The sequence below is a fragment of the Jatrophihabitans lederbergiae genome (genome assembly GCF_031845305.1).
GTDB lineage: Bacteria > Actinomycetota > Actinomycetes > Mycobacteriales > Jatrophihabitantaceae > Jatrophihabitans_A > Jatrophihabitans_A lederbergiae.
On record NZ_JAVREH010000070.1, the window covers coordinates 1 to 14,288 of the forward strand.

Annotated in this window: 16 protein-coding genes and 2 pseudogenes; 8 read left to right on the plus strand and 10 right to left on the minus strand. The window is 66.9% G+C overall.

The window, feature by feature from the left end; all coding sequences use genetic code 11:
• The first annotated feature begins 271 nt into the window (after window positions 1-271).
• Window positions 272-658, plus strand: coding sequence for a hypothetical protein (locus RM423_RS22270; protein ID WP_311425245.1), 387 nt, complete (start codon window positions 272-274; stop codon window positions 656-658).
• 189 nt (window positions 659-847) lie between these two features.
• Here the strand turns inward: RM423_RS22270 and RM423_RS22275 are convergent, their stop codons facing one another.
• Window positions 848-1,789: an SH3 domain-containing protein gene (locus tag RM423_RS22275; RefSeq protein ID WP_311425246.1), complete on the minus strand. Its 942-nt coding sequence runs from the start codon at window positions 1,787-1,789 to the stop codon at window positions 848-850.
• Window positions 1,790-2,073: 284 nt separating this feature from the next.
• On the opposite strand from RM423_RS22275, the gene RM423_RS22280 reads away from it, so the two are divergent.
• Window positions 2,074-2,586: a hypothetical protein gene (locus tag RM423_RS22280; protein WP_311425247.1), complete on the plus strand. Its 513-nt coding sequence runs from the start codon at window positions 2,074-2,076 to the stop codon at window positions 2,584-2,586.
• Between the two features lie 521 nt (window positions 2,587-3,107).
• Here the strand turns inward: RM423_RS22280 and RM423_RS22285 are convergent.
• The 7 genes and pseudogenes from RM423_RS22285 to RM423_RS22315 form a co-directional block, all read right to left on the minus strand.
• Window positions 3,108-4,214, minus strand: a complete 1,107-nt coding sequence (locus tag RM423_RS22285) for a CapA family protein (RefSeq protein WP_311425248.1) — start codon at window positions 4,212-4,214, stop codon at window positions 3,108-3,110.
• Window positions 4,211-5,380 carry a pyridoxal phosphate-dependent aminotransferase gene (locus RM423_RS22290; RefSeq protein ID WP_311425249.1) on the minus strand — a complete coding sequence of 390 codons (1,170 nt, stop codon included), beginning with the start codon at window positions 5,378-5,380 and terminating at the stop codon, window positions 4,211-4,213. The genes RM423_RS22285 and RM423_RS22290 overlap by 4 nt, the downstream gene beginning before the upstream one ends.
• A complete protein-coding gene (locus RM423_RS22295) occupies window positions 5,377-5,682 on the minus strand; it encodes a hypothetical protein (protein WP_311425250.1) in 306 nt (101 codons plus the stop codon). Before RM423_RS22295 ends, RM423_RS22290 begins: the two co-directional genes overlap by 4 nt.
• Window positions 5,679-7,169 carry an APC family permease gene (locus tag RM423_RS22300; RefSeq protein WP_311425251.1) on the minus strand — a complete coding sequence of 497 codons (1,491 nt, stop codon included), beginning with the start codon at window positions 7,167-7,169 and terminating at the stop codon, window positions 5,679-5,681. The genes RM423_RS22295 and RM423_RS22300 overlap by 4 nt, the downstream gene beginning before the upstream one ends.
• Window positions 7,166-7,306 (minus strand): hypothetical protein, encoded by a 141-nt coding sequence (locus tag RM423_RS22305; protein ID WP_311425252.1) that lies wholly within the window; start codon window positions 7,304-7,306, stop codon window positions 7,166-7,168. Before RM423_RS22305 ends, RM423_RS22300 begins: the two co-directional genes overlap by 4 nt.
• 30 nt (window positions 7,307-7,336) lie before the next feature.
• A complete protein-coding gene (locus RM423_RS22310; RefSeq protein ID WP_311425253.1) occupies window positions 7,337-9,226 on the minus strand; it encodes an Lrp/AsnC ligand binding domain-containing protein in 1,890 nt (629 codons plus the stop codon).
• Window positions 9,215-9,334, minus strand: a pseudogene (locus tag RM423_RS22315) (AsnC family transcriptional regulator); the annotation flags it as partial. The pseudogene RM423_RS22315 and the gene RM423_RS22310, both read right to left, overlap by 12 nt.
• Window positions 9,335-9,616: 282 nt before the next feature.
• Here RM423_RS22315 and RM423_RS22320 point away from each other — a divergent pair.
• From RM423_RS22320 to RM423_RS22330, 3 genes are read left to right on the plus strand one after another with little or no spacing between them, the layout of a single operon-like run.
• Window positions 9,617-10,006 carry a hypothetical protein gene (locus RM423_RS22320; protein ID WP_311425260.1) on the plus strand — a complete coding sequence of 130 codons (390 nt, stop codon included), beginning with the start codon at window positions 9,617-9,619 and terminating at the stop codon, window positions 10,004-10,006.
• Complete coding sequence (locus RM423_RS22325; RefSeq protein WP_311425254.1) at window positions 9,958-10,482, plus strand: SDR family oxidoreductase; 525 nt, start codon at window positions 9,958-9,960, stop codon at window positions 10,480-10,482. Before RM423_RS22320 ends, RM423_RS22325 begins: the two co-directional genes overlap by 49 nt.
• Entirely contained in the window at window positions 10,482-11,273 is a 792-nt protein-coding gene (locus tag RM423_RS22330; RefSeq protein WP_311425255.1) for a class II glutamine amidotransferase, read from the plus strand. Before RM423_RS22325 ends, RM423_RS22330 begins: the two co-directional genes overlap by 1 nt.
• 222 nt (window positions 11,274-11,495) lie before the next feature.
• Here the strand turns inward: RM423_RS22330 and RM423_RS22335 are convergent, their stop codons facing one another.
• Window positions 11,496-11,990, minus strand: a complete 495-nt coding sequence (locus tag RM423_RS22335) for a MarR family winged helix-turn-helix transcriptional regulator (RefSeq protein WP_311425256.1) — start codon at window positions 11,988-11,990, stop codon at window positions 11,496-11,498.
• A gap of 97 nt (window positions 11,991-12,087) precedes the next feature.
• Between RM423_RS22335 and RM423_RS22340 the strand changes: the two genes are divergently transcribed.
• From RM423_RS22340 to RM423_RS22350, 3 genes are all read left to right on the plus strand, one after another.
• Entirely contained in the window at window positions 12,088-12,630 is a 543-nt protein-coding gene (locus tag RM423_RS22340; RefSeq protein WP_311425257.1) for an NAD(P)-binding domain-containing protein, read from the plus strand.
• A 172-nt stretch (window positions 12,631-12,802) separates the two neighbouring features.
• Window positions 12,803-13,753 carry a quinone oxidoreductase family protein gene (locus tag RM423_RS22345; RefSeq protein ID WP_311425258.1) on the plus strand — a complete coding sequence of 317 codons (951 nt, stop codon included), beginning with the start codon at window positions 12,803-12,805 and terminating at the stop codon, window positions 13,751-13,753.
• A 71-nt stretch (window positions 13,754-13,824) separates the two neighbouring features.
• On the plus strand, window positions 13,825-14,094 hold the full coding sequence (locus RM423_RS22350) for a hypothetical protein (protein WP_311425259.1): 270 nt from the start codon (window positions 13,825-13,827) through the stop codon (window positions 14,092-14,094).
• Between the two features lie 67 nt (window positions 14,095-14,161).
• Here the strand turns inward: RM423_RS22350 and RM423_RS26000 are convergent.
• Window positions 14,162-14,288: pseudogene (locus RM423_RS26000) on the minus strand (alpha/beta fold hydrolase); the annotation flags it as partial.

The following is a 14,288-nucleotide window of genomic DNA, read 5'->3' on the forward strand; positions in this document are numbered from 1 at the left end:
CGCCGCCGGCACTCCGCCTGCGGCTACCGCAGCCCGATCACCTACGAGAACACCACCACCGCGGCTACGCTACGACCGGCCGCATAACAATCAAATCGCGTGTCCACTTTTCGGGGCGAAGGCCCGTTGACGACGATCTGGCCTCAAGAACCTCGATAATCGTTGACCTGGAGCACTTTTCAGTTCACCGGCACGCCCCCACCACGAAAGCCCCGGGCCAACTGAGCTTGACCGCCAGAAGAAGCTGCTCAATGCCTGGCAAGCGAGTCGGTTGACACCCGACGACGCTGACTCCAGCAAAAACCCGGTCACTCAACGTGTAAGTGAGTTCCTTGACCACTGGCAACACAGGCGCTGGGCCTTGATCGCTCCCTTCCTGCCAGCCAACGACGGCGCGCCCGGCACGGTGGCGAGGCAGATCAAGGAGCGCTTCGAATTTTGGGAGTTGACGTCCTGGGAGATCACCGAGCTTGCCTTCGTGGCGGCAGCCATCTGTGAGGCGACGACACGAGTGACGGTCAACGGCAACAAGATGGTCTCTGCCAGCCGCTGGATCTGCCAGATTGACGATGGCCAACCCTCGATCGAGGGCGGTGTCGGCGCATGGCGATTGGTCCAGCCAGGACCGGAGCCCTTCATCGTTCCGAAAGACGTCTGACGGCTCCCTACCTACGATTCATGCGTCGCGGTCCCAACGTCATGTCGGGTCTTCGATACTGGTGCCACCACCGACAGCGTCGCCCACGGGGACCCGACGGTACAAGACCGACGTCCGTTTCCGGTACGGCTGATAAAGCCCGCCTCGCTCAGGTGATTGGCTGCCGGCGGTTCGTAGCGCTGGCCTCGTTCAGCACAGGCCGACGTTGGTCTGCTCCTCGACTTGGCTCGAGTGGACCCAGCCGGTGATTCCGTTCGCCTCGTCCCGGACGTCGAACCAGCGCATGGATGAGTAGTTCAGGTTCGCTCGTTCGGCATCGCGGTAGCAGATCATCTGCACCCGGGCGCCGGTCTGGAGCGTCTCGGTCGGCGCGCAGGTCGCTTCCGGGCAGCTGCGGACGGCGATAGCGGCGTCGTCGCGGCTGTAGACGGTGCTGTCGTGCGGGGCCGAGTTGTGGTGGGGTCGGAGTGCGACGGTGAGGGCGACGAGGCCGCCGGCCGCGACGATGACGGCTGCGGCGTACCGGCGGCGGAGTGGCCACGGACGTCGGTCGGGTTCGAGGACCGGTCCGGGTGGCGTCGGTAGGGTGTCGTCCGGGGGCAGGCTGACCGGCTCAGCAGGCTGAACAGGTGCGGCTCCAGCTGCGTGGGTGTCGTCGATGGGCGGTTCGGCGGCCAGCTCGACCGCGGCGTCGATCGGCTCGGCAAGGGCTTCCGGCTCTGGCGCGGTTTCCGGCTCGGACGGGGTCTCTGAGTCGACAGGCGAGACCGGTTCGGCCGAGGCTGGGCTGTGCTCGCTATCGGCCGCCGCGTTCGGCGGAGGAGCTTGCCGGGCGCGGCCGAAGTCGTAGGTGAGACCTCCGGACCATCCGTGCGGTGGGTACTGGTACGGGAACCGGGCCCGGGCCCACCGGTCGATGTCACCAACCTGGTCCTGGTACCTCTTCGGGTAGCTGCCGTCCCGATAGCGGTCGACCGTTCTGACGGACACCACCAACCGGCCATCGTCCCGGACAAATCGTCTGCTGCCGTTGAGCTCGACGAGCAGGTTCATCAGGTGGATGAACGGGTCATCCACGTCTTCCGGCCGGAGCTGCGGCGGCGGCTGCTCATCTGTCGCGTCACCCGCCATACCGACAGTATGTAGCCGCCCCGCAGGACAGTTGTGGCCAGTTGCGACAGTTGCGTGACAGCGCCTTTCGACACGAGTGAATCTCATAGCGCGCCCGCCGACCGGCGGCGGAGCACCACTCCAGGAGGCATCGCGACATGAACCGACAACTAGGACGACCGCGCTGCATCACGGTCACGGCAGCACTACCCGCAGCGGCAGCGCTGTGCTCCATGCTCCTGCGGCTTGGAGGCGAGCTAACGAGCCGGGGAATAGGACCTTGGTGCGAAGGAGGAGGACGACCCATGAAGCACACACGGCGATGGCTGGCCTTCGCAGGCGCCATCGCGCTGGCGGTTACGCTCGCAGTGAGCCCAGCCATGACGGCGTCGGCGCAGGCGGACACCGTCGCGACGAACTGCGACGGGAACGCCTACGTATCCCTGGTGGAAGTGCAGGACTTCACCGACGGCCAGTTCGAGATCAAGACCTGGCCCACGAGCAACACCCGATACGCCGCCTGGGGTGGGTACGAGCTCGACGCGATGAACGAGATCTGGCACGCCGTGCAAGCGTGCGTCCCCGGGCTGTACGGCTCTCTCGCCGACGGCATTTACCAGCAGATCGAATGCCATGTCGTGGGGACGATCGGCGGCCCACTCGACTTCGGCGGCGACACCTTCGACTTCGAGAGCTGGAGAGGCACGACCGACCCGTCCAATGAGATCCCGACCGAGTGCAACTGGGGCGGCTGGCCGTACACACCGATCGGCGAGCCGTACCGTACGGACCGCCCCGCGAACGACCCTACGTTCTAGCCTGGGAGCTACAGCGCAGAACCCGCAGTCCCCAACCGCAGACGAGCGCTCCGGCAGAGCCGGGGCGCTCGCCACTACCTCCAAGCGGCAGCCCCGAGGCAGGGCAGCGCGATAACCGAAGTCGTCCATCTGACGTGGACTCTGTGGCTCCTTGACAGCTCGGTCACGGCAACGGCTGTAGAGGCGGTCGCTCTGATCAGCCCGCGGACGGAGGGGGCTTACCAGGTCGGCGGAACAGCCTAGGCGCGGCCGACCAGCCCGGATGGCGGGCCTGAGCCGATTCAGCACGGGCCCGTCAGCGCGCCGTTCGGCGGCTGAATCGGATCGCCTCGTCGGTTACCCCGCAGGCTGCAACGCGAAGGACTCGACGCGCACCTTACCGACGGCCGAGCCCGGAATGCTGGAGTTGATGTCAGCCTGCATAAGTTGGCCGTCTCACGGCACCCCGTCTACGCGGAGACGATGAGGGTCTGGGCCGCCGGCGCGGTGACCGGCAACATCGAGCTCGAATTCCGCTTGTTTCAGCGCCCGGTTTGGGGCAGCGGGACAGTGATCCCTCCTCCGTCGACGACCAACTCGGTGCCCAGTGGCGCTGAGAGCCGCACCAGCCTGTTCGCGATCCGCTCGAACACCTCGCCCTGCGCCACGCGCGGCAGCCCGGTTCCCTCGTTCGACGTCAAGACCAGCCGTAGCCTGCTCGCAGCCGCGGGGCCGAGGTCCAGAAGGGCCACATAGCTGTCGGGGGACAATTTGTCATAGAGAGCCAGGATCTCCTCCGAGGAACCTTCACGGGGCACCTGCTCCACGAACAGGCCCGTCCCGTAGAGGATCGGCTTGCCCTGATACACCTCGATCCCGCGAACCACGTGCGGATGGTTCCCGATTACAAGGTCCGCCCCCGCCCTGATTAGGCTCCGACCGAGCGGCCGTTCGTAGTCGGCCAGGTCGTCGCCGAAGTCCGCACCCCAGTGCACCGACACGACGAGGTAGTCCACGGCTTGTCGCGCTCGGGCCACCTGCTCGACGGCGCGCTCCTGGGCCATGGGGTCGACCCAGGTGATCACCGGAGGGGCCGACGGCGCCTCGAGCAGCCGCACGAGCACCTCATAGCCGGTGTGGATCGCGATCGGCGCCACCCCAGGGCGGATGTGGGTGGCGGGGGCGCCCGGGGGGAGGATGGTCGACCACGCCAGGAAACCGATGCGGCGCCCGGCTACTTCACGCACCCGCAGTTGCCTGGCGTCATCGAGGGTCTCACCCGCGCCCACGTGCTCGACGCCCGCTCGGTTCAACGCAGCCATGGTGTCGAAAAGCGCCTCTGGGCCGTAGTCCATGATGTGGTTGTTGGCGAGCGAAACGACGTCGAGGCCCATTCTCTTCACGTCGCGTGCGCGGTCAGGAGACGTGCGGATGGTGATGTACTTGTCAGCGGGGTAGCCCCGCTCAGATAGCGGTATCTCGAAGTTGGCGAAGACGATGTCCGCTGAGGTGAGGAGATCGACGACTCCGCGGAAGCCCTCGTCGGCCGCACCGTCCAGCCCGAAGTTGTCGCGGCTGATGAAGACGTCGCCCACCAGCGCGAGGGAGATCGTTTGATCAGCAAATCCGCCTGAACCGTTGTGCGTCATGGACGCGCCTCTCCTGTGTCGCCCATCCGGCGCCAGAGTGCTGCCAGCCGGTCGCAGCCCACTTCGAGGTCGCGCTCGTGGGCTGCGAGCGAGATCCGGACGAACCCGTCCCCACCGGCGCCGAAGGCGGATCCGGGTGCGACCGCGACGTCCTCCTCCAACAGCAGGCGGAGCGCGAATTCACGGGAGCCCGCGCCGCAGGCGGACACGTCGACCCAGGTGTAGAACGCGCCTGCCGGGCGGAAGGCGTCGATCCCGCGTGCGGTCAGCCGTCCGACGACGGTGTCCCTGCGTTGCCGGTATGACGCCACCATCGTCGCGATGACCTCGGGCGCGGATTGCAGCGCGGCCAGTGCGGCGTACTGGGTGGGAGTGTGGAGGCAGGAGATCAGCGGTTCCTGGGCATTTGCGAGCACCTCGGCCACTGCCGGGGGTGCGGCGACGTAACCGAGCCGCCAGCCGGTCATGGCGTAGGTCTTGGAGAAGCTGTAGACGGTGGCCACTCGGCCGTCGGTGTCGAACGTCGCCGGACTCACCGCCGGGCTTTCGAAGGTGATCTCGTCATAGCACTCGTCGGATAGCACCCACAGGTCGTGCTTGACCGCGAAAGCGAACAGGGCCTCCATGCGCTCGGCGTCGATCACCGAGCCGAGCGGGTTCGACGGCGAGTTCAGCAGCAGGACGCGGGTGCGCGGTGTGACGAGCCGCTCCAGCTCATCGAGGTCGGGGACGTAGCCGCCGGCAGCAGTGAGGGAGTAGTGAGCGACGTCGAGTCCCAGCAGTGCGGCCATCATCGCGAAGTTGGGCCACGCGGGGTCCGGCAGCAGGATGCCGTCACCTGGTTCGGTCAGCACGACGAGGGTGGCGTAGATGGCTTGCGCCCCACCATTTCCCAGCACCACCTGAGCGGGATCCACGCAGAAGCCGTTGCGGGCCCCGATCTTCTCGGCGAGCGCGGTCCGCAGCTCGGGAATGCCGGCGGTGGGCGTGTAACCCGTGCGCCCGGCGAGCGCCGCCGCATGGGCCGCGGCAATGATGTGCGCCGGTGTTGCGAAGTCTGGTTGTCCGACCTCGAGGTGGATCACCTCGCGCCGACCCCAGGCGGCGTTCATGATCTCCCGGATGCCGGACGACGGCATGCCTGCCGCGGCCGCACTGACTCTCATCGCTGCGGGCTCCTCACAGTCGGTACAGCTCTCGGGCCGCCGCTGTCGACGCCGCGGTCCACCGCCAACCGCGTGCGGTAGGCCAGCACCGACTTGGCCGCCGCAGCTGTTGTCAGCTCGGACACTCTGCAGCCGAGGTGCCGCGCCAACCGCACCGCCATCATCTCCGCGGCCAGCCAACCCGGCCCGACCTGGCGGCGCGTGGCTTCCGCGGCATCTCGCGGGACGATGTCGAGGGTGACCTCGGCCGGATGGAAGTCAGCGGTGCGGAGCGCGAACGGGTGGGCGTGGTCGTCGATCACCCGCCGTGGACCCCGATGGCAGCGTCTTCGCCGCCCTCCTCGCCCAGGATCGACCCGACTCGCTCGACTGCCTGCGGGTTGCGGGCGCGCAGTGTCAACACGATGGCCAGACCGATAAGGAACCACGCAATGGTGATGTACGGCGTCAGGTTGAGGGGATGCGGCGGTGTCGGGTGGACCGAGCCGTACAACGCGGCGGCGAAGATCACGACACCGATGAGTGGCACACCGATGTGCATGAGCGGCTTGTGGTTCTCGTGACGGCGGAAGTAGACCATGCCGCCGATGCACAGACCGATGTAGACCACGATGATCGCGAGCGTTCCGAGGGTGGCGAAGAAGTAGTAGACCGTCGTGGTCGCGGCGCCGAACGCGTCCCCGACGGTGTAGCCGACCAGGGCGGCCGCCAAGGTGCTGAGGACGGCGACCATCACCGTGGCGTTGGCAGGCGTTTTGAACCTGGGGTGCGTCTTGCCCAGCCATCCGGGCAGGACGCCTTCGCGACCCATGGCGAACAGGGTGCGGGTGCCCGCTGTGGCGCACCCGACGCAGACGATGAAGGCCGATAGCATGCCGCCGATCTCGATGAGCACCCCGAAGGGGCCGCCGACGAACTTCATGGCGATCGTCTTCAGCGCGAACGGGTCCGCGCCGAAGTCCTTGCCGTTTTCGACGCCGAAGCCGATCGTCATGGCGTAGGCGGTGAAGATGTAGAGCACGATCGCGAAGATGGTTGCGGCGAGGATCGCGATGGGGATGGAACGCCGCGGGTTCGCGGTCTCCTCACCGAAGTCGGCCGCGGTCTCGAAGCCGATGTAGGAGGTAACGCCGAGGATGATTCCGTAGAACACGCCGTTGAAGCCGCCGGTGGTGGTGTGGGAGAACGTGAACGGTGCCAGGGTGTTGCCGCTGGCCCCGCCCTTGACGACGACGATCACCCCGACGAGAACGATCACCGCTATGGTGAGGATGCCGATCACCAGCTGGAGCTTCGTGGTGACGTCGATGCGCACGATGGACAGCACCACGAGAAGCGCCATGCCGACGAGGAAGATCGGGAACCACCAGCTGTTGTCGATGCCGAGCAGGTCGGCTGCCAGCCCCGCCGTACCGGCCATGGTCATCGGCACGAAGCAGCACAGTGCGGCGGCGTAGAGCCAGCCGGCCATGAACCCGCTCTCCTTGCCCAGGCTACGGCTGGCGTAGGTGTAGGCGTAGCCGGCAGAGGCCATCCGACGGGTGAAACCGATGACGACAAAGGCCAGCGACAGGCAGGCGACGCCGCCGAGCAAGAAGGCTAGCGGGGTGGAGCCGCCCGCCACGGCCGCGACGCCGGGGACGTTGAGCAGCATCGCCATACCGGGGGACAGGACAGAGATCGAGATTGCGATGGCGTCGATGGTACGCAGCGCGCCCTTGGCGAGATGCTGTTCTTGTTGGTCGGCGGGCACGTTCGCGTCCGCTGCCCCGCTGGAGGTATGGCTCATGACGACTCCTTGGGTGAGGGCACCGGCTCGGGACCGAGCACGGTCGTTGCGTCGAGGTGGTAGTCGAAGGCGAGCGGTGTGCAGGAGTGCTCGGTGATCCCGGCGAGGAAGCGCAGGACGATGTGCTGCAGCGTCACGGCGTCTGCAGACCTTCGAGGACGTGCGGCTCAAAAGAACTCGAAGTACTCACGCATCTCCCAGGCCGAGACCAGTTGCCCCTCAGCCAGCGGCTCTGCCTCGAGGCTGGCCTGGTACCGGGCCAGCTCGGCGCGCTTCATCATCACGAAATAGTCGATGAAGCCGTCCCCGAACTGCTCGCGGTAGAGCGGGTCGGCGGCCAACGCCTCGATGCCTGCTTCCAACGAGGTCGGCAGCGGTTGAGCGTTCTCGACGGCGTACGGGTCGGCGTCGACCGGCGGGGGAGCGGTGAGCTGGCGCCTGATCCCGTCGAGGCCGGCGGTGAGGTCGGCGGCCATGTAGAGGTAGGGGTTGGCCGCCGGCTCGCCGAGCCGGTTCTCCAAGTGGGTGCCGGGGTCACCGGCCCCTCCTTGCACCCGGATCATCGCGCCCCGGTTCTCCACCGCCCAGGCCACTCGGTCGGGGGCGAAGGAGTATGGCTGGAACCGGCTGAACCCGTTGATCGTCGGCGTGCTGAACACCGTCATGGCGCAGGCGTGCTCGAGCACACCGGCGACGTACTGCCGGCCCACCTCGCTGAGGTCCTCGCTGTCGCTGGCGAAGACGTTGGTCCCGCCGGCGTCGAGGATCGACTCGTGGAGGTGCCAGCCCGAGGGAAAGAAGTTGGGCAGCCCGGGGCGGCACATGAAGCTGGCGAGCAGGCCACGACGCTGGCAGACCTGCTTCACCGCGCTCCGGAAGAGCACCATCGCGTCGGCCGCGGCGAGACCCTCCATCGGGCTGAAGGTGAACTCCATCTGCCCGGGTCCCCACTCGTTTTCCATCGAACGGGGTGGCAGATCCAGCTCGAAGAGCACGTCACGCAATGCCGTGAGCGTGTCATTGACACCGTCTAGGCGAACTTCGGACTGGAACTGGTAGCCGTGGGCGAACGCGTTGACCGAAGGCGGCGGTGGCGGCGCCCCGGTCTCGTTCAGGCCGATGACGGCGCTCTGACGCTGGACGATGTAGAACTCCACCTCCAGCCCCGCGAGGTAGCGATAGCCTGCCTCGCCGAGCCGCTCCAGCTGGGTACGCAGGATCCGACGGCCGTCGAGCGGCACCGGCGTGCCGGTGCTGAAGTAGCCGTCGCACAGCACCCAGCCAGTCCTGTCTGCCCACGGAAGCACGTGGAAGGTGGTCGGGTCAGGAACGACCACGATGTCAGGGAATCCGGTGAACTCCGGGATCCCGAACCCGCCGCCCTGGACAAAGGCCGGCGGGAACACGACGTTTCCCGAGTCGAGGCTGTAGACGGCACCGGAGAAGTCGACCCCGTTTCGCAGTCCGGCGATAGCCGCGTCGGCCGAGAGGAATTTCCCCCGCGGTACGCCGTGCTGGTCAACGGTGGTGATGCGGATGGTGCGCAGGTCCAACTCGCTGATCCTCGCCACCATCCGCTCGGCAGCGTCTTCCTGCTCGGCGCTATAGAGACCGTGTGCCTCGACGAACCCGCGTCGTCCGATGCCCTGGTCCTTGGTGTCGCTCATTCGGCTCCTTCTCGAAGGGTTGAGATCACATCCGGAGCGGGCCGCCGCGCGCGGCGATTGGATCAGGTCGAACACGAAGTTCTTGGGTGCGCCCTCGGCGATGGGCAGATAGGTCTCCGTGCGTTGAACGCCGCTGATCTGCCGGACCTTCTCGAACAGGACGGTGCGGAGGTGCTGGACATCGCGCACCCGCAACCGAGCGAGCAGATCGAGTTCGCCGGTGACCACGGTGATGGTTTCGACCTCGGCCAGCTGACTGACCGCCGCCATGACGGGCTCGAGGTCCAACCCTTGCGTGGCGGTGATGGCGAGGTAGGTGACGACGGGGAATCCGGCCGCCCCCCAGTCGACGACGACACCGTACCGCTGGATGACTCCTGAGCGCTCCATACGGGCGATCCGTTCACCGATCGCCGGTGCAGACATGCCGAGCTCACGCGCCAGGCCGCGTTGAGAGGTGCGCGCGTCGGTGGCGAGGAGCCGCAGCAGCGGGAGGTCGGTGTCATCGAGCGCGACCGGCTCCGAGGCGCCGACATGACGCGGGCCAGGCCGGCCAGCGGCGCATCCGCCTTCCCCATCCGCACGCCTACTTCCCCAACTATCCCTGCAAACGAAAAGTCAGCCACGGGATGCACCGTGCATACGCCTGGCGGAGCGCAGAGTTACCTGGCGTTCGCCTCGACAAGTCACAGGCGAAGAATGTACGGTCGGTGAAACCCTGTCAAGGGTCCGAAACCTCAGGGTCTCCTCACGAGGCCGAACGAGCGGAGGCAGCCGGCCGTGATCGCGACCACGCACGATTGGGCGCCCCTGCTGGCACGTCGAGTTCGCGTCCACGACAGCGGGGGAGCGATCGCTGCGATTCTGTCGCAGGCGAACGCCACCGACATCATCACCTTGTCGGGAGGAGCCCCGGCTGCCAAGACGTTTCCGGATGAGGTGCCGTCCAAGCTCACCGACAAGGTGCTGAGCAGCGGGTCGGCGACGGCCTTGCAGTACTCACCTACCCAGGGCTGCCCAGTGTGCGTGACGCGATCGCCGCCCCGGCTGGGCGAGACGGAGGGGCTGTTGCCGGCCGAGACCGGCCTGCTGGTGACAAGTGGTCTCGTACGTTCGACGTTTTGGTCAACAATGCCGGTGCCTCGCGCCCCGGCCGGTTCGAGACCTTGACCGACGAGGCGTGGCAGGGAGACATGGACGTCAAGCTCTTCTCTCAGATCCGCTGCTCGCGGGCCACGTTGCCGCCGCACGTGCGCGCAAGCAGCGCGGCGCGCATCGTCAACATCAACGCAATCGACGCCCGATATCCCGACCCCACCTTCTTCGCGACCACCGTAAACCGCGCGGCGTGCCTCAATTTCAGCAAGGCGCTCGCGATCGAACTCGGCCCCGAGAACATCCTCGTCAACAGCGTCGACATCGGCTTCGTTCTCACGCCGCAGTGGGAGAACATCCGGAAGCGCCGCTCACCGGAAGATCTGCGAGGAAGAGTTCTTCACCCGATGCCGAGCGAGGAGGTGTCGCTGGGGCGGTTCGGAGGCGCCGACGAGGTGTCGGGCATCGTGGCGTTCTTGGCATCAGACCGGGCCAGCTACCTGACCGGCACGTCCATCGACGTCGCCGGAGCGTTAGGCAAGTACGTCTGATGTGCCGGCTACTCGGCTGGGTCTCGCGCGAGCCGGCGACGGCGCGCGAGGTGCTGGGTAAGGAGTCCTTGGCCGCGTTCATCGGCTTAGCGCGCTATCACGCGGACGGTTGGGGAGCTGCCCTTGACGGAGCCGACGGTCCGGCCGTCGAGAAGTCGACGCTGCGGGGCGACACGGACCCGGAGTTCGTAGCGTTGCTGACCACCCGCGCCGCCCGTGCCGGCCTGGTCCACATCCGCTGGGCCACGCCTGGGCTGCCCATCGAGCTGCGCAACACGCACCCGTTCACGTACGGCGGGAAGGTCTTCGCGCACAACGGCGCTATCTATCCGGTCAACCGTCTCGACTCTGTCGTCACTGAGCCGTGGAGCAGCCGGCTGCAGGGCACCACCGACAGTGAGAAGTACTTCTTCGCGATATTGGCCGACCTTGAGGAGCACGGCACAGTCATGCCTGCGGCAATCGCGCACGTCGTCGAGAGACTGACCCGCGACTACCGGCCGAGCAGCCTGAATGCGCTGCTCGAGACGCCATCGGCGCTCTACGCGATCAACGACCACGATCCCGACGCCGCACCGGGCTCATCGCCTGTGACGGCCGACGGAGGCGTGTCGGTGGACCACGCGACGCACTTTGATCTGCGACACCACATCACGCGCGACGCAGTCATCGTCGCATCCTCAGGATTCATACCAACCAACGCAGACGGCTGGGAGCTGCTTCCCAACCACACCGTGCTCAGGATCGACAAGGCAACGCTGACGACTCAACTCGTGCCGCTAGTTCGATGATTGTCAAGCGCCGGGTTATGACCGTTCAGGCCGCGAGTCGGGCGCGGGCAAGAGCACCTCTTGTCCCGCAAGAGATCGGCTTACGGGGCCGGTAGATAGTGGTCGGCGAGCCGGGACACAGCTGGCCCGGTTGTTCCCGCCGACCACAACGGACAACGTCGCCCTGGAACCGCTCGGACTCACAGTGTTGGGGGACGTGTGGTATCAGTCCTTGATTCACGGTCATGTTGTGGCCGTGGGGTCGTGAATCGAGGGTTCTCGTTGCAGTGCTGCTAGGCGCTCGTGCACCTTGTCGCCGATGGTTGCGAGCATCTCCAGCTCTGTCGCGGTGAGGTGGTCGATGAGGACATCGCGGACGTCGGTTAGGTGTTGCGGGGCGGCCGCTGCGATCAAGTCACGGCCCTCGGGGGTGATCGCGATGACCGCCCCCCGCTGGTCGGTGAGGCACCGCGTGCGGGACACGAGGCCGCGGTTCTGCATCCGACCCAGGTGCTGGGACAGGCGGCTCTTCTCCCAGTGGAGCAGTGCGCCAAGTTCGAACGACCTCAGTCGGCCGTCGGGCGCTTCCGAAAGATGGGCCAGGGTCTGGTAATCAGCGTGGGACAGTCCGCACCGGTTGCGCAGTTGCCGCTCGATGAACTCCGACAGGCTGTCCTGCATCTTCATCAGGCTGCGCCAGGCCCGCTCTTCCCGTTGGTCCAACCATCGCGCCGCCATGCCTCACATGCTACCGGCTGGTTGACGTGTTAACCGAACGGACTTAGGGTCTGGTTCACAGGTTAACCAAACGAGTGGCAGCCGAACGGAGACAGCAATGAGGATCGTCACGATCGGACGAGGGACGGTCGGTGGTGGGTTAGGTCGCCTTTGGCGCGCCGCTGGGCATGACGTCGTGGGGCTCGGACGCGATGGCGGGGATGCGTCGGACGCGGACGTCGTCCTGGTCGCCGTTCCCGGCGCGAACATCTCAGCAGCCCTCAGCAAGGTGACAGGGCTCGAAGGGAAGGTCGCGGTCGACGCGACGAACATCCTGCCCGCCCGACAGGGCGACTATCCGTCCTACGCCCACGAGGTGCGGTCCTTCACCAAGGCACCGATTGCCAAGAGTTTCAACATGAACTTCGGAAGACTGTTGGACGTGGTGCAGAAGCAGCGGGTGCGGCCGAGCAACTGGTACGTCGCCGACGACGACGCCAGCCAGGTGACCGAGCAACTCATCCGCGACGCCGGCTTCGACCCGGTGCGCGTCGGGGATCTGTCCCGTGCTCGAGACTTCGAGGACGCGGTCTGGCTGCTCATGGGCATCCAGCCCGTCGGCGGGGTCTTCTACCGGTTTGCCGGCCCCGGGCAGCTCTGAGCACGCCCACCTCCGCTCACCTTCACGCCGAGACGAGAGCAATCCACCAGCCCGCTGGACGCCGCTCCTGCCGGCGGCTCGCGCGCCCTCGCCCGACATCGAGTTCCGGACCGTTCTCCGCAAACCATCACCGCGACCACCCGCGTCGCCTTCACAACCCTGGGGCACATCAATGAAAGCCGCCGTCGTTTCCGGTCCGAACCAGACGCCCATCTACGCAGACTTCGACGATCCCAAACCCCAGGACGGGTTCACCATCGTCGACGTCGCAGCATCCGCGCTCTCCAACGCCACCCGAGCACGCGCAACCGGGAGCCACTACTCATCCGCCGGCAACTTCCCCCTCGTGCCCGGGATCGACGGCGTCGGCCGGACAGAAAACGGCCGGCGAGTCGGCTTCGTCCTGCCCGAAGCGCCTTACGGTGGCATGGCCGAGAAGACCCGCGTGCGCAACGCGCTCTGCCTGCCGATCCCAGATGACGTCGGCGACGTGCTCGCCGCGGCGATCATCAACCCGGGTCAGTCGCCGCTCGGCGCGCTCCGCGCCCGCGCCGGCCTGCAGGCCGGTGAAACCGTCCTGATCAACGGCGCGACCGGCACGACCGGACAGATCGCTGTTCAGATCGCCAAGCACCTCGGCGCCAGCCGAGTCATCGCCACCGGCCGCAACGCCGAGGCCCTCGCCAGACTGGCCGAGCTGGGTGCCGACCACACCATCGACCTCACTGCCGAGTTCGGAACGCTCCAAACCGAGCTGGAAACCCACACCGAAGGCGTCGACATCGTCCTCGACTACCTCTCCGGCCCACCCACCGAAACCGTCCTCGCGGCCATCGCCCGCAACCACAAAGCCGGCACACCCCTCCGCTACGTCATCGCCGGCACCGCGGCGGGCGCGGCGACCACCGTACCGACCAGCGTGCTCGCGTCCACCCCAGTCACCCTCATGGGCAGCGGAATCGGCGCGGTACGCGTGCCCGACATCCTGCAGGCAGCAAAAGACGCCCTGCAGATCGCCGGCACGATGCAGCTGCAGATCGACATCAACGAACTGCCGCTGAACAAGGTCGCCGAGGCCTGGGCCACCAACCACGACCGAAGGCGCGTCGTCTTCACGGTCTAAGCCTTGCAGCACCGCACCGCACCGCACCGCACCGCACCGCCACGTTGGCGATGGTCGGGCTTGGCGAAAAGGTGCGCGACGCGCTGCAGGGCAAGGCCGGCCGCGACGCGCTGGCGGCGCTGCTGACGGTGGTACGCCGCTACGTCACCGAGCATCCCGGGCGCTACGCCGGCTCCCTAGCAGCCCTGCTCGGCGGGTACGGTGTCTGCACCGCCGACACCGACCACGCCGCCCGCACGGTGCGCTGCCTAGCCGGTGAACGCTGGGGACCGGCGCGCTCAGCGGCTCAGCCCACAGCAAATCAGCGGCAAGCCGATGGCGGTCGTAATCCTCGCCGGTGAGCCAGGCTGCCGGCGGAGGTCGTGAGCGGTGTCCTGCTCACCGGCGGCGCTGCGCGGTGGACGTGGGTCAGGTGGCCGGCGAGAAGTGGGAGATGGCGTCGGCCAGTTCTGCTGGAGCCTCTAGGGGGATGAGGTGTCCCGTGCGTGGGATCAGCATGAATTGCGCATGTGAGAGGTAGGGGAGCAGGTTGTGG

Bases quoted from the DNA above. Each gene is read 5' to 3' on its own strand.
- RM423_RS22345 (WP_311425258.1), top strand. From the start codon at position 12,803: ATGAAAGCCGCCGTCGTTTCCGGTCCGAACCAGACGCCCATCTACGCA.
- RM423_RS22275 (WP_311425246.1), bottom strand. From the start codon at position 1,789: ATGGCGGGTGACGCGACAGATGAGCAGCCGCCGCCGCAGCTCCGGCCG.
- RM423_RS22300 (WP_311425251.1), bottom strand. From the start codon at position 7,169: ATGAGCCATACCTCCAGCGGGGCAGCGGACGCGAACGTGCCCGCCGAC.
- RM423_RS22335 (WP_311425256.1), bottom strand. From the start codon at position 11,990: ATGGCGGCGCGATGGTTGGACCAACGGGAAGAGCGGGCCTGGCGCAGC.
- RM423_RS22340 (WP_311425257.1), top strand. From the start codon at position 12,088: ATGAGGATCGTCACGATCGGACGAGGGACGGTCGGTGGTGGGTTAGGT.
- RM423_RS22285 (WP_311425248.1), bottom strand. From the start codon at position 4,214: ATGACGCACAACGGTTCAGGCGGATTTGCTGATCAAACGATCTCCCTC.
- RM423_RS22290 (WP_311425249.1), bottom strand. From the start codon at position 5,380: ATGAGAGTCAGTGCGGCCGCGGCAGGCATGCCGTCGTCCGGCATCCGG.
- RM423_RS22330 (WP_311425255.1), top strand. From the start codon at position 10,482: ATGTGCCGGCTACTCGGCTGGGTCTCGCGCGAGCCGGCGACGGCGCGC.
- RM423_RS22280 (WP_311425247.1), top strand. From the start codon at position 2,074: ATGAAGCACACACGGCGATGGCTGGCCTTCGCAGGCGCCATCGCGCTG.
- RM423_RS22310 (WP_311425253.1), bottom strand. From the start codon at position 9,226: ATGGAGCGCTCAGGAGTCATCCAGCGGTACGGTGTCGTCGTCGACTGG.